General features: G+C 70.6%; 11 protein-coding genes. 2 read left to right on the top strand and 9 right to left on the bottom strand.

Annotated elements, in window-relative coordinates; genetic code table 11:
- From IMZ11_RS40405 to IMZ11_RS40370, 8 genes are all read right to left on the bottom strand, one after another.
- Positions 1-1123: RNA polymerase sigma factor (locus IMZ11_RS40405; protein ID WP_228648502.1), on the bottom strand; the 1123-nt coding region annotated here is incomplete at its 3' end.
- A 392-nt stretch (positions 1124-1515) separates the two neighbouring features.
- Positions 1516-2472: an aldo/keto reductase gene (locus IMZ11_RS40400; RefSeq protein WP_228648500.1), complete on the bottom strand. Its 957-nt coding sequence runs from the start codon at positions 2470-2472 to the stop codon at positions 1516-1518.
- Positions 2472-3509: an ABC transporter permease gene (locus IMZ11_RS40395; RefSeq protein WP_228648497.1), complete on the bottom strand. Its 1038-nt coding sequence runs from the start codon at positions 3507-3509 to the stop codon at positions 2472-2474. Before IMZ11_RS40395 ends, IMZ11_RS40400 begins: the two co-directional genes overlap by 1 nt.
- Positions 3506-4987, bottom strand: a complete 1482-nt coding sequence (locus IMZ11_RS40390) for a sugar ABC transporter ATP-binding protein (protein ID WP_228648495.1) — start codon at positions 4985-4987, stop codon at positions 3506-3508. The genes IMZ11_RS40395 and IMZ11_RS40390 overlap by 4 nt, the downstream gene beginning before the upstream one ends.
- Positions 4984-5991 carry a sugar ABC transporter substrate-binding protein gene (locus IMZ11_RS40385; RefSeq protein ID WP_228648493.1) on the bottom strand — a complete coding sequence of 336 codons (1008 nt, stop codon included), beginning with the start codon at positions 5989-5991 and terminating at the stop codon, positions 4984-4986. Before IMZ11_RS40385 ends, IMZ11_RS40390 begins: the two co-directional genes overlap by 4 nt.
- Positions 5992-6064: 73 nt before the next feature.
- Positions 6065-6799: an SDR family NAD(P)-dependent oxidoreductase gene (locus IMZ11_RS40380; RefSeq protein WP_228648491.1), complete on the bottom strand. Its 735-nt coding sequence runs from the start codon at positions 6797-6799 to the stop codon at positions 6065-6067.
- The gene (locus tag IMZ11_RS40375; protein ID WP_228648489.1) at positions 6796-8082 is read right to left on the bottom strand and encodes an L-fuconate dehydratase; all 1287 of its coding nucleotides are present in this window, start codon (positions 8080-8082) and stop codon (positions 6796-6798) included. The genes IMZ11_RS40380 and IMZ11_RS40375 overlap by 4 nt, the downstream gene beginning before the upstream one ends.
- Entirely contained in the window at positions 8079-8924 is an 846-nt protein-coding gene (locus tag IMZ11_RS40370) for a fumarylacetoacetate hydrolase family protein (protein WP_228648487.1), read from the bottom strand. Before IMZ11_RS40370 ends, IMZ11_RS40375 begins: the two co-directional genes overlap by 4 nt.
- 278 nt (positions 8925-9202) lie before the next feature.
- Here IMZ11_RS40370 and IMZ11_RS40365 point away from each other — a divergent pair, with 278 nt between their 5' ends.
- Complete coding sequence (locus IMZ11_RS40365) at positions 9203-11503, top strand: glycoside hydrolase N-terminal domain-containing protein (protein WP_228648485.1); 2301 nt, start codon at positions 9203-9205, stop codon at positions 11501-11503.
- An 87-nt stretch (positions 11504-11590) separates the two neighbouring features.
- On the opposite strand, the gene IMZ11_RS40360 is transcribed toward IMZ11_RS40365, so the two are convergent.
- Positions 11591-13366 carry a substrate-binding domain-containing protein gene (locus IMZ11_RS40360; protein ID WP_228648483.1) on the bottom strand — a complete coding sequence of 592 codons (1776 nt, stop codon included), beginning with the start codon at positions 13364-13366 and terminating at the stop codon, positions 11591-11593.
- A 118-nt stretch (positions 13367-13484) separates the two neighbouring features.
- Between IMZ11_RS40360 and IMZ11_RS40355 the strand changes: the two genes are divergently transcribed.
- Positions 13485-14321 carry a TrmH family RNA methyltransferase gene (locus tag IMZ11_RS40355; protein ID WP_374463218.1) on the top strand — a complete coding sequence of 279 codons (837 nt, stop codon included), beginning with the start codon at positions 13485-13487 and terminating at the stop codon, positions 14319-14321.
- The last annotated feature ends 63 nt before the right edge of the window (positions 14322-14384 follow it).

Raw genomic sequence — 14384 nt, 5'->3', positions numbered from 1 at the left:
TCCGGTCACCCGCCTGCCCGCCGAGGCCTCCGCCCGGCCACCTGACGGCCCCCAGCACACCGATCATCACGACCGCGCACGCGAGGGCGGCCAGAGCCGGTGCCCGCCCGCGCCACACGCCCTGCCACCCGCGCCGCCACTTGCCCTTCCACCGGTCGTTCCACCCGCGCTGTCCACCGCGCTGTCCTCCGCGCTGTCCTCCGGCGCGCCGTCTGCCGTGCCGGTTGCCCCGCCGCCCTCGCGCCGTGGCCGCTCCCCGAGGTGGTGGATCGCCGTGCGTACTCGGCTTCGCGCGGACCGCCGTGCTGTGAGGCGCCGGACCGTGGGTCGCCGGAGGATCGTGATCAATCGGGGCGCCGTATACGACGGGTTTTTCGACCACCTGGCCGATCACGGCGCGGCGGAGCGACAGCGGCGGGAAGGCGATGGGGATCGCATCGAGGAGCCGGTCGGCGGACACGTGCCTGCGCCTGCCCTCCGCGCACACCTCGCATCCGCCGATGTGCCTGATCAGGCGTTTGCGCAGCAGCGGCCCGGGGGGCCCGTCGGGACCTGACTCGACCAGCGCCGACAGGTCCGGGCAGTGCGCCCGCCCGGTCCTGGCCAGGACGACCGCCGCGGCGGCGGTCTCCATGCGGTCCCTGGCCCGCGCGAGCCGCGCGGTGGTCTGCCGTGACGTCAACCCCAGAACCGATCCGACCTCGGCGGGCGTGAGGCCGTGCCGTACGGACAGGTGGAGGATCTCTCGCTCGTTCTGCCCGAGCTCGGCGAGGGCGTCGCGCACCAGCGCCGCCGTCTCCGGATCCTCCGGGTCGTCGAGCACCGCGACGGGCGCCGCCCTGCCGCGTTCACGGGCCGCGCACTGGAACCGGACCAGCGCGTACAGCCAGGCACGAAGGCGTGCCGGGTCCTTCAGCCGCCGCGCGCTCGTCCGCGCGGAGACCAGCGCCTGGTGTACGGCTCTGGCCGCCCGATCCTGGTCGTCCAGCAGGGTATGGGCGTAGTCGGCCAGCCGGTTGGCGTACGCGTCGAAGAGTCCGGCGGGCGCCTCCGCGTCATCGCGCCGCAGCGCCTCCAGCAGTCGGCGGTCGTCGGCGCGGCTGACGTTCGGCCATGCGGGCAACGGACATCCTCCCCGAATACGGAAGCAGAACCTGTCGGGCCCCACACCCCCACAGGAGGAGGACGCCGCCTCAGCGGCCGCCGTTTACTACCTGAAAAGTCATACTCAACGGGCATTGACTGCGGAATTCAAGAAAAATCGTGGAATTGCGGTTATGCGTCGATCCGTCGTGATCTTCGCCTGTGGCTGGACGGTTCGGCTGTGGTCGGTGTGGTCGTAGCGCCTAGGGACACCGGCCCCAACCCGGCCCCGACCCGACTCCGACCTCAGCTCCGGCAACCCGGCCGCGATCGAGTACGTAACCGCGGTCGGTGAGCGGGAGGGCGGTGCTGACCCGCCGGTCGACGACTTGCTCTGGTCCGTGGGTGACGGCGCTCCTCCCGGTATCCGGGTCAGGCCGCCAGCAGCCCCTCGGCGATCAGGTCGTCCCACAGCTCGCCGGTGACGGGCCGGTCCAGGAGCGACGCGTTGCGCCGTACCTCGGTGGCCGACCGTGCGCCGAGCACGACGGTGGCGACCGCGGGGTGGCGCAGCGGGAAGGCGGCCGCGGCCTGGGGCAGGGTGACGCCGTGCCGTTCGCACACCGCCGCGATGTCGCCGGCGCGGGCCACCAGCTCCGCCGAAGCGGGCTGGTAGTCGAACGTGCCCGACGGCCGGTCGGTGGCGAGCAGGCCGCTGTTGAAGACGCCGGCGGCCAGCACCCGCACCCCGCGTTCCGCGCACGCGTCCAGCAGAGGGAGGCCGGACTGGTCGAGCAGGGTGTAGCGCCCGGCCAGCATGATCACGTCGATGTCGGTCTCGCGGACGAACCTGGCGGGAAGTTCCCACTGGTTCATCCCGACCCCGACGGCCCGGATCACGCCCTGGTCGCGCAGGGAGGCCAGCGCCGGGTAAGCCTCCTCCAGCGCCTCGCGCGGATGCCCGTCCGGGTCGTGGATGAGCGCGATGTCCACGGACGGGACGCCGAGCCGTTCCAGCGACTCCTCCAGGGACCTGAGCACGCCGTCCCGGGAGAAATCCCACACGCGGCGACGGTCGGCGGGCACGTCGAAGCCCTCGTCGTCGCGCCCGGCCGCCTCTCCCGCCGTCCCTGACGGCACGAGCAGGCGGCCGACCTTGGTCGACAGGACGTGTCCGGAGCGCCCGGCGAGCGCCGCCCCCAGACGGCGCTCGGACAGGCCGAGGCCGTAGTGGGGAGCGGTGTCGTACAGGCGGACACCGGCCTCCCAGGCGGCCTCGACCGCGGCCCGCGCCTCGTCATCGGTGACGGCGGTGAACAGGTTGCCGATCGGGGCCCCGCCGAAGCCGAGCCGGGGCAGCTCGACGCCGCCGACGCCCGGGGTCGCCATCAGTCCTGTGCCTTCCCGCCGGCGATCCGGCTGATCATGAGGGCGACGAGGATGATCCCGCCGTAGACGAGCTGCTTCCACTCGCCGGGCACGCCCTTCAGCGTGAGGACGTTCTCCACCAGGCCGATGACCAGCACGCCGGTGAGCGCCCCGAGGATGGTGCCCTTGCCGCCGTCCATGCTGACACCGCCGATGACGGCGGCGGCGAACACCATGAAGATCCAGCCGACGCCCTGGTTGGCGCTGATGCCGCCGAGGCGGCCGGTCTCGAGGACGCCCGCGAGCGCGGCGAGCGCGCCGCCGATGATGAACACCGTCCACAGCACCCGGTCCACCCGGATGCCCGCGGCCCGGGCGGCGTCGGCGTTGCCGCCGATGGCGTACAGGGCGCGCCCGGCCTTGAAGTAGCCGAGGCCGACGATGCCCGCCGCGAACAGCACCCCCGCGATCCAGATCGACGCGGGGACGCCGAGCCAGGTGGCGCCGCCCAGATAGATGATCGACTCCGGCAGCTCGAACAGGCTCTTGCCGCCGGTCAGCCCGAGATGCAGGCCGTGGACGACGATCAGCATGGCCAGCGTGACGACGAAGGCCGAGAGCTGGAACTTGAGGATCAGGAAGCCGTTGAACGCGCCGATCGCCGCCCCGATCAGCAGGCAGAGCGGGATCGCGAGCAGGCCGGCGTTCCCCGCCCCTTGCCCGGTGGTGGCCGGGATCACCAGCACGGTGATGGCGGGGGCCATGCCGACGGTCGACTCCAGCGACAGGTCGAACTTGCCCGCGATGAGGATCATCGCCTCGGCCAGTACGACCAGCGCCAGCGCGGACTGCTGCTGGAGCACGTTCGTGAGGTTGCCCACGGTGAGGAACACCGGGTCCACGAACGCGCCCACGACGAGCAGGACGACGATGACCGGCACCAGCGTCAGGTCCCTGAAGCGGCCGAGCCGCAGTCCTCCGCCCGTACGGGGACGTCCCGTGGAGGTCGCCGCCGCAGGTGTCGTCGGGGGTGTCGTCGAGGGGGTCGCTGCGCTCACTCTTCCATGCCTTCCATCACGGCCACGAGCTCGGGATCGGACCAGCCGCGCGGCACGTCCTTGACCACCCTGCCGTGGAACATCACCAGCACCCGGTCGCAGATCCGCAGGTCGTCGAGCTCGTCGGAGACCAGTACGGCACCGGCGCCCCGCTCGACCGCGTCCTCGACCGCGCCGAGCAACGACTGCTTCGCCTTGACGTCCACCCCGGCGGTGGGGTTGATCACGACCAGCGCGGCGGGCGAGTCGGACAGCGCCCTGGCGAGCACGACCTTCTGCGCGTTGCCGCCGGACAGGTCCCCGACGGGCTGGTCCGGCCCCTCGGTCTTGATGTCCAGGTCCTCGATCATCTGTACGGCTCGCGCCCGCCGCCTGGACGGGAACACCATGCCGAACCGGCCGAGCTTGTGCGCGATCGGCATGGTGGCGTTCTCGGCGATCGACAGCAGCGGGACGAACCCCTCGTGGTGCCGGTCCTGGGGGACGAACCCGAGCCCCGCCCCGAGCGCGGACGGAACGTCGCCCGGCTTGACGGCGGTTCCGTTGATCACGATCGTGCCCGTGTCGGCCCTGCGGAGCCCGACCAGCGTCTCGGCCAGGCCGACCTTGCCGCTGCTGCCGGATCCGGCCAGCCCGACCAGCTCTCCCGCGCGCACCTCCAGCGCGACGTCCTGGTAGCGATCCCGCAGGGACAGGCCGGTCGCGGAGATCGCGACCGAGGTGCCGGGCGCACGCGACCTGGCCTGGTAGGCCGTGGTGGCCTCGCCGGTCATCGCGGCGACCAGTTCGTCGTGCGGCAGCTCGGACACCGGCCGGGTGACGACGTGCCGGGCGTCGCGGAAGACCGTGACGCTCTGGCAGATCTCGTACACCTCGTCCAGGTGGTGGGAGATGTACATCATGGTCACGCCCTGCTCGCGCAGCGCCCGCATCCGCTCGAAGAGCCGCTCGATGGCGGGGCCGTCGAGCTGGGCGGTCGGCTCGTCCAGGATGATGAACCGCGCGCCGAACGACAGCGCGCGGGCGATCTCGACGAGCTGCCGCTGTTCGACGCCGAGGTCACCGGCGAGCGCGCTCGCGTCGACGTCCACGCCGTAGCGGTCGAGGAGCTCGCGGGCGCTGCGCCGCAGCGCGCCCCACCGGATGAGCCGGCCGGAGGTCTGGTGCCGGTTGAGGTAGAGGTTCTCCGCGACGGTCAGCGTGGGGATGATCGTCGACTTCTGGTAGACGCAGGCGACCCGCCGCCGCCACGCGTCCCGGTCGGCGAGGGCGGGCGCGGCCTCTCCCGAGAACAGCACCTCGCCCTCGTCCGGCGCCTGGAGCCCGGTCAGGATCGACACCAGCGTGGACTTGCCCGCGCCGTTCCTGCCGAGGAGCGCGTGCGTCTCGCCCTCGGCGACGGCGATGCCCGCGCCGTTCAGCGCGACGGTGGGTCCGAACCGCTTGGTGACGTTCCTGGCTTCGACGTGAACGCTCATTTGACCTGGTTGCCCCAGAGGTTCTTGTCGTCCACGTTCTCCTTGGTGACCAGCGGAGCGGGAAGCTGGTCCTCAAGGCCGTTCGGCAACGAGATGATCGTGCTGTCGTGGTCGGTGGCGCCGGGCTGGAACGTCGTGCCCTCGGCCGCCGCCTTGGCGTAGAAGAGCGCGTACTTCGCGTAGAGGTCGGCGGGCTGGGAGACCGTGGCGTCGATCTCGCCCTTGCGGATCGCCTCGAACTCCTGCGGGATACCGTCGTTGGACACGACGAACACGTGCTTCGGGTCGTCCGGCTGGACCAGCAGGCCCTTGGCCTTCAGGACCTGCAGTGTCGGGGCCAGGTGCACGCCGCCCGCGTGCATGTAGACGCCCTTGATGTCGGGGTTCTGCTCCAGGCGGGTCTGCAGCATGGACGCCGCCTTGCTGCCCTCCCATTCGGTCGGCTCGTCGAAGACGGTGATCCCGGGGAACTTCGTCTTCATGCAGTCGCGGAACGCCTCGGCCCGGTCCCGGCCGTTGATCGAGCTGAGCGCGCCCATGAGCTGGACGACCTTGCCCTTGCCGCCGAGTTTCTCGCCGAGGAACTCGCACGCCTTCGTGCCGTACGCCTTGTTGTCCGCGCGTACGACCATGTAGACCTTGCCCTTGTCGGGGCGGGTGTCGACGGAGACGACCGGGATCTTCTTGTTCTCCAGTTGCTGGAGTGTGGAGGCGATGGCCCCGGTGTCCTGCGGCGCCATGACGATCACCTTGGCGCCCTGGCTGACCAGCGCCTGGGTGTTGGCGACCAGCTTGGCCACGTCGTTCTGGGAGTTGGTCGGGTTCATCAGGTCGACCGAGAGCTCGGTCGCCATCTGCGGGACGTACTTGCTGTAGGAGTTCCAGAAGTCGGAGTCCGCGCGGGGGAAGTCGATGCCGACCTTCCCTCCCGACGCCGTGCCGCCGGTGCCGCCGGTCGTGGCGCCGTCCTCGGTGGTGGATCCGCACGCGGTGATGACCGTCAAGAGGGCCGCTCCTGCGACCACGGGGCCGAACCTCATCGTTTCGCCTCTGCTTCCTCGGGGGGTGGGGGGTGTGTCAGTTGGCCGGTCTGAGCCGGAGGCCGTGCATGCCGCCGTCGACCGCGAGGACCGTGCCGGTGGTGGAGCGGGCGTCGGGCCCGGCCAGGTAGGCGATCGCCGCCGCCACCTCCTCGGCGGTGACCAGGCGGCCCATCGGCTGTCGGGCGGAAAGGGCCCGGCGCTCGGCCTCGGGGTCGGCCGCCGACGCGAGCAGCCTGCCGATCCACGGCGTGTCGGCGGTGCCGGGGGTGACGCAGTTGACACGGATGCCCTCGCGCACGTGGTCGGCGGCCATGGCGAGCGTGAGGGACAACACCGCTCCCTTGCTCGCGCTGTAGAGGGCGCGGTCCGGCAGGCCCGCGGTGGCCGCGATCGAGCAGGTGTTGACGATCGCGGCGTGCTCCGACCTCCGCAGGTACGGCAGGGCCGCCCGGGACACCCGGACCATGCCGACCACGTTGACGTCGAGGACGCGGGCCCATTCGGTGTCCGGGTTGTCCTCGACCGTTCCCTGGGCGCCGATGCCCGCGTTGTTGACCAGGATGTCCAGGCCGCCGAGCCGTTCCGCCGCCTCGGCGACGGCCGTACGGACCCCGGCGTCGTCGGTGATGTCGGCGGTGACGCCGATGAACGGATCGCCGGGCGGGGCGATGTCCAGGCAGGCGACTCTCCAGCCGCGGTCAGCGAACGCGCGGGCGGTGGCCAGTCCGATGCCGGAACCTCCGCCGGTGACGAGTGCCCTGAGCGTCATGACTCCCTCCAGACCGCGCCGCCGGGGAAGCTGTGCGCGCTGATCGACTCCGGACGCATCCGGGCGCTGAACCCGGGCGCGGTGGGGGCGGTGTAGCGGCCGTTCTCGATCACGACCGGATCGGTGAAGTGCTCGTGCAGGTGGTCGACGTACTCGATGACGCGGTTCTCCATCGAGCCGCTCACCGCGACGTAGTCGAACATCGACAGATGCTGGACCAGCTCGCACAGCCCGACGCCACCGGCGTGCGGGCAGACCGGCACGCCGAACTTGGCGGCGAGCAGCAGGATCGCGATGTTCTCGTTGACGCCGCCGACCCTGGCCGAGTCGAGCTGCAGGTAGGAGATGGCCCCGGCCTGGAGCAGTTGCTTGAACACGATCCGGTTCTGCACGTGCTCGCCGGTCGCGACCGGGATGGGGGCGATGCCGCGCGCGATGGCGGCGTGGCCGAGCACGTCGTCGGGGCTGGTCGGCTCCTCGACCCAGTGCGGGTGGAACTCCTTGAGCGCGTTGATCCAGGTGACCGCGGAGTCGACGTCCCAGCGCTGGTTGGCGTCGATCGCGATCGGGAAGCCGTCGCCGCACACCTCGCGGGCGACCCGGAACCTGCGGACGTCGTCGTCGAGGCTGGCGCCGACCTTGAGCTTGATCTGCTTGAAGCCCTGGCCGAGCGCCTCCCGGCACAGCCGCCTGAGCTTGTCGTCGTCGTAGCCGAGCCAGCCGGGGGAGGTGGTGTAGGCCGGGTAGCCGTGCTCCCGCAGGTGGGCGATCCGCTCACGTCTTCCCGGTTCGGCCCGGCGCAGGATCTCCAGGGCCTCCTCGGGGGTGAGGGCGTCGCTCAGATAGCGGAAGTCGACGAGGTCCACGATCCGCTCCGGCGGCAGCTCGCCGAGCAGCAGCCACAGCGGCTTGCCTTCGATCCGGGCCTTCAGGTCCCAGAGCGCGTTGACCACGGCGGAGATCGCCATGTGCATGACGCCCTTCTCCGGGCCGAGCCAGCGCAGCTGCGAGTCGTAGACCATGTCCTTGTACAGCGCGCCGATGTCGTCGACGTCCCGCCCGACCACGTACTGCTCGAGCGCCCTGATCGCGGCGGTCTGCACGTCGTTGCCGCGTCCGATCGTGAACGCGAACCCGTGTCCCTCGACGCCGTCCGCGGTTCGCAGCACCACGTACGCGGCGGAGTAGTCGGGGTCGGGGTTCATCGCGTCGGAGCCGTCGAGTTCACGCGAGGTGGGGAAGCGGATGTCGTGGGTCGAGAGCGCCACGATGCGCGGGCTCACGCCTGGCCCACCGTCTGCCGCTGCCGTCCGAGGCCGTCGATCTCCAGCTCCATCACGTCGCCGGCCCGGAGGTACGGCCGGCCGGGCAGGCCCATGGCGACGCCCGCGGGCGTGCCGGTGTTGATGACGTCACCCGGCTCCAGCACCATGAACCGGCTGAGGTAGCGGACGATCTCGGCGACGTCGAAGACCATGTTCTCGCTGTGGCCGTTCTGCCGGAGCTCGCCGTTCACCCACAGCCGCATGCCGAGCCCCTGGGGGTCGCCGACCTCGTCGGCGGTCACCAGCCAGGGACCGAGGGGGTTGAACGTCTCGCAGGACTTGCCCTTGTCCCACTGGCCGCCGCGCTCGATCTGGAACTCGCGCTCCGAGACGTCGTTGGCCACCGCGTACCCCGCGATCTTGCTCAGCGCCTCCTCGCGGGACTCCAGGTAGCGGCAGGTCTGGCCGATCACGACCGCCAGCTCGACCTCCCAGTCGGTCTTCACGCTCCCTCGCGGGACGAGCACCTCGTCGTAGGGGCCGACCACGGTGTTCGGCGCCTTCATGAAGACCACCGGCTCGGCCGGCAGGTCGGCGCCCGTCTCCGCGGCGTGGTCACTGTAGTTCAGGCCGATGCACACGATCTTGCCGGGGCGGGCGACGGGCGGGCCGATCCGCAGTCCCTCGGCGTCCACGATGGGCAGGTCGCCGCGCTCCAGCGCGTCGCGGACGCGCGCCACTCCCCCGGAAGCGAGGAAAGCCCCGTCGATCTCGGGCTCTCCGATGTCGCGCAGGTTACCGGCGGTGTCCATCGCCACCGGCTTCTCCTGTCCGACAGGTCCTACTCGCAGCAGCTTCACACCGCATCCTTCGGTCATACATCGGATGTCTCGATCGAGATGCTGGAGCGCGCCGTGGGTTCATGTCAAGATTTCGCGGGCAGGTAGTCCGATCTGTGACCTGGATATATGGCGAAATGTCCTATGTGCTCCCCGATCTGGTCGCTCGTACATCCGATATCTGCCCCTCCGGCCGTACGATCACGACCTGGAAAACGTCGGATGGGAGATCTTGTTACGGTCACGTTTCCGGTGTAGGAACGGGGGCGAGATCGACCGATCGCCGGAGGTTTCCGCGTATGTGTGAGCCGACCCTGTGGTACGTCAAGCCCGCCACCGACTGGGAGACCCAGGCCCTGCCGATCGGCAACGGCGCGCTCGGCGCGATGGTGTTCGGCGGCGTCGCGACCGAGCGACTCCAGTTCAACGAGAAGTCGCTGTGGACCGGAGGCCCCGGCTCCAGAAGCGGCTACGACTTCGGTGGCTGGACCAGCCCACGCCCCGGCGCCATCGCCGAGGTACGGGCGCGGATCGACCACGACGGGAGGATGTCGCCCGGCGCGGTCGCGGCGAAGCTCGGCCGGCCCAAGCGCGGGTTCGGCGCCTACCAGACCTTCGGCGACCTCTGGCTGGACCTGACACCGGACACCGGCGCCCAGCCCGAGACCACCGGGTACCGCAGGGAACTCAGCCTGCAGGACGCCGTCGCCCGGGTCGGCTACACCGCCGGCGGCGTCACCCACGCGCGCGAGTACTTCGCCAGCCACCCGGGCGGCGTCATCGTCGGACGTCTCTCCGCCGACCGGCCGGGGAAGGTGTCGTTCACCCTGCGCACCTCCTCACCCAGGGACGACCGGCAGGTGAGCGTCAGGGACGGCAGGCTGACGATCAGGGGAGCGCTGGCCGACAACGGCATGGTGTTCGAGGCCCAGATCCAGGTGGTCGCGCACGGCGGCAGCCGTACCGACGGGAGCGACCGGATCACGGTCACCGGCGCCGACAGCGCCGTGTTCGTGCTCTCGGCGGGCACCGACTACGCCGACAGCTATCCGGCCTACCGGGGAGCGGACCCGCACGCCAAGGTGACCGAGGCCGTGGACACGGCCGCGGGGCAGGACTTCGACACGCTGAAGCGGGCCCACCTCGCCGACCACCGCGCGCTGTTCGACCGGGTGCGGCTCGACATCGGGCAGGAGACGCCCACCGTCCCCACCGATCGGCTGCTCAAGGCGTACACGGGCGGGGCCTCGGCCGCCGACCGGGCGCTGGAGGCGCTGTTCTTCGCCTACGGCCGCTATCTGCTGATCGCGTCATCGCGCGAAGGATCGCTCCCGGCCAACCTGCAGGGCGTCTGGAACACCTCGACCGATCCGCCCTGGTCGGCCGACTACCACGTCAACATCAACCTGCAGATGAACTACTGGCTCGCCGAGCAGACCAACCTCGCCGAGACGACCAGGCCGTACGACGACTACGTCACTGCCATGGTCGTGCCCGGCACGAAGACCGCCGAGGAGATGTTCGGCTCGCGCGGCTGGGTCGTGCACAACGAGACCAACCCGTTCGGGTTCACCGGCGTCCACGACTGGGCCACCGCGTTCTGGTTCCCCGAGGCCGCCGCCTGGGTCACCCAGCAGATGTACGACCACTACCGCTTCAGCCGCGACCTGACCTACCTGCGCGAGACCGCCTATCCCGTGATGAAGGCCGCCGCGGAGTTCTGGGTGGACAACCTGCACACCGACCCGCGCGACGGGACGCTCGTCGTCTCGCCGAGCTACTCGCCCGAGCACGGTGACTTCTCCGCCGGCGCGTCGATGTCCCAGCAGATCGTCCACGACCTGTTCACGAACGTGCTGGAGGCGGCCGAGGCGCTCGGCACCGACGAGCCCGAGGTACGGCGGGCGCTGGCCACGCTCGATCCCGGTCTGCGCGTCGGCTCGTGGGGCCAGCTCCAGGAGTGGAAGAGCGACTGGGACGGCAGGACCGACGACCATCGGCACGTCTCGCACCTGTTCGCGCTGCACCCGGGCCGGCAGATCACCGCGGGCACCCCGTCGGCCGAGGCGGCCGAGGTCTCGCTGACCGCCCGCGGCGACGGCGGCACCGGCTGGTCCAAGGCATGGAAGATCAACTTCTGGGCGCGGCTGCTCGACGGCGACCACGCCCACACGATGCTGGGCGAGCAGCTCAGGACCTCCACGCTGGAGAACCTGTGGGACACCCACCCGCCGTTCCAGATCGACGGCAACTTCGGCGCCACCGCGGGTATCGCGGAGATGCTGCTGCAGAGCCGGCACTCCTCCGTCGACGTGCTGCCCGCGCTGCCCGCCGCCTGGCCGACCGGCTCGTACTCCGGGCTGCGGGCACGCGGCGACGTGACCGTCGACGCCTTGTGGAAGGACGGCGCCGTCACGGAGATCGTCCTGCGCACGGGCGCGGCGGGACCGCTGACCGTGCGCAACGCGATCTTCGGCGGCCCCCATCACCTGCTGGACGCCCAGGGACACTCTGTGCGGCACACCCGTGACGGTGCGGCGGTCACCTTCACCGCGGCGGCGGGTGGCGCCTACACGGTGACCGGTGGAAGGATGCCTTAGGTCGTGGTGAGATGGGCGCGGATGACGCGCAGCGCCTCGATGTCGGCGTGCCAGCGGTGACCGGCCTCCCAGCGCCCCGAGTGCTGTTCAGCGCTGGGCGGTGCCGCAGTTGGGCGCGCAGAGCCGCCGGGCGATCCCCTTGAGGAAGATGTTGCGGATCTCCAGGACGGTCTGCGGGAAGTACGCCGCGCCTCCCGTGGCCTTGGCGATCGCGGTCATCTGCGCCCGATCCTCGTCCGTGTTGGTGTTGAACGAGATGATCAGGATGTTGACCGGCTGCTTGGGGTCGTAGGCGTCCTTCAGCCGCTTCAGGATCCCGGCGTTGGAGATCCCGCCGTTGGGGTCGTCGTTCCCGACGCCGTCGGTGAAGAGGATGATCGTGTTGACCTTGTCCGCCTCGTAGTCCTTGGTCATCTTCTGGTAGGCGGCCCACAGGGTGTCGTTCAGCCCGGTGTTGGCCGTCGGGATGGCCTGGACGTTCCGCATCGCCTGGGCGATGAGCTCCCGCCGGGTGACGCCGTCGATCTGCTGCGCCAGCGGCCCGATCGGCACGACCTCCTTCCAGTCCACTCCCTGGCCGCGCATGTTCTCGGAGAAGGCCCAGGTGCCCACCTCGGCCTTGTCCGGGAACAGCTTCAGCCCCTCGATGGCGACGTTGCCGATGGCCCGCATCCGGCTGACGCCCGTGTTGTCGGCGGGCAGGGCCATGGTGCCCGAGACGTCGACCAGGGCGAGCAGCTTCGTGCCGAGCTTGATCTGGTGCCACGCCTGGCTCAGCTTGGTGACCGTCGCGCGGTCCGGGAGCGGCAGTTCGGCCGGGCTCTTGGCGTTGACGCCGTTCTCCGGTGCGAGCGCGTCGCCGCCCTTGCCCTGCGGCGTACGGAAGCCGTGGTCCTGGACGATCCTGCGGCCCGCCGCCGAGGTCAGCTCGGCGCTGAACGCCTTGGCCGCCTCACGCACCGCGGCGTCCTTGGACGTGATCACGATCGGGTAGTCGAGGCTGACCGTGCCCTCCGCCGGATAGAGCGCGACGGCCGGGTTCGACGGGTGGGACGTCGTGTTGAACGCCCACACCGACTGCTCGGAGGCGACGCCGACCGGGATGCGCGCGGCGGCCTTGGTCAGCGTGGCGAACAGGCTGTCCGGCGAGGAGACCGTGGACTCGGAGAGCTGGCGCAGCACTCCCACGAGCAACTCCTCGTTGCCGCCCCCCGACTTCAGCACGGAGGAGCCCGCGAGCAGCGCGCCGAGCCCGGCGGCGTTCTGCGCCGGGTCGAGCGCGAGCACCCGGACCTTCTTCGCCAGCCCGTCGGGGTTGGCGGCGTTCGCCGCGCTCATCAGGCCGGTCCAGCTCGCCGGGCTGAACGCCGCCTGGAGCTTCTCCGCGCCCGTCTTGGACGTGGTGAGAACCACGGGGGAGTGCGCCGCGCTGCCCGACGCCTTCAGCTCCGCGCCGGACAACCACAGGCTGGAGTCGGGCACCCAGACATCCGGGTCGATCTTCCCGGAGGCGGCGCCGCCGCCGGACAGCGCGCCCGCGACCCCGGCCGACTGCGCCGCCTTCACCGAGACGGTGACGCATCTGCCGCCGACCGTCCGGCCCGCCTGGCCGAACTTCTCGGCCACCTTGGTGACCGCCGGTTCGATGTCGGGCGAGGCCACCACGGACAGCCCGATCTTGTCCCCGGTGCAGTCCTGGTCCTTGTTCACCACGACGTACGCGGCCACGCCGCACAGCACGGCGAGCGCGACCGCTCCCGCCAGGGGCGCGAACACCATGCCGCGGCTCGCGCGGCGGCGGCGCGACTCCTTGTACGGGTCGTGCCCGCCGTCGGTTTCGTCTGTGCGGTGGCGTCCGCCCACGGTGTCCTCTTTTCAGGGGAGATCCTGGGAATGCTTACGGAACACTACTGGGAAGTATTAAGGGGGCAAAACACTCATTTTGCTGCGCCGATCACCGTAGGTGATCGACAATGGCCGGATGGGGTGGTGCGCGCCGTACCCTTGGCGGGTGGTCATTCCCGTCGAAGACATCACGGATCCCCGCATCGCCGACTACGTACGGCTGCGCGATGTCGATCTGCGCAAGAGCCTCGAAGGCGGGCGGGGCCTGTTCCTCGCCGAAGGAGAGAAGGTCATCCGTCGCGCGATAGCGGCCGGCCATCAGGTCCGCTCCATGCTGATGACGGCCAAGTGGCTGGACGGGCTCTCCGACCTCACCGGCGGCGACACGGGCGGCGTCACCGTCTACCTCGTCTCCGACGAGGTCATGGAGGGGATCACCGGCTTCCAGGTGCACCGCGGCGCGCTGGCCTCGATGGAGCGGCGCGAGCTGCCCGCGGTCGCCGAGGTGCTGCGCGGTGCCCGGCACGTCGTCGTGCTGGAGGATTTGGTGGATCACACCAATGTCGGCGCGATTTTCCGCTGCGCCGCCGCGCTCGGAGTGGACGCCATCGTCCTGTCGCCGCGCTGCGCCGACCCGCTCTACCGGCGCTCGGTCAAGGTGTCGATGGGCGCCGTCTTCTCCGTGCCGTACGCGCGGTTGACGGACTGGCACGACGGCCTGGAGGAGCTCCGCGACCACGGCTTCCGGTTGCTCGCGCTCACCCCGGCCGAGAACGCCGTCCCCATCGAGGGCGCGTTCACCGGCGGGCGGAACGCGCTGCTGCTCGGCTCAGAGGGCGACGGGTTGTCGTCACGCTGGCTGGCCGAGGCCGACCAGGCCGTGCGGATCCCGATGAGCAGGGAGATCGACTCGCTCAACGTCGCCGCCGCGGCGGCGATCGCCTGCTATCTCCTCACGGCCCCCGGTCACTAGATGATTGAGTCCAAGGGCTTCGGTCGCGCTTAGTGGTCGTAGGCGATCAGGGAACGCTTGATC

This window comes from Microtetraspora sp. AC03309 (assembly GCF_020826795.1).
GTDB classification, from domain to species: domain Bacteria; phylum Actinomycetota; class Actinomycetes; order Streptosporangiales; family Streptosporangiaceae; genus Microtetraspora; species Microtetraspora glauca.
The sequence above is the reverse complement of the archived record's forward strand: the minus strand, read 5'-3'. Positions and strand labels throughout refer to the sequence as shown.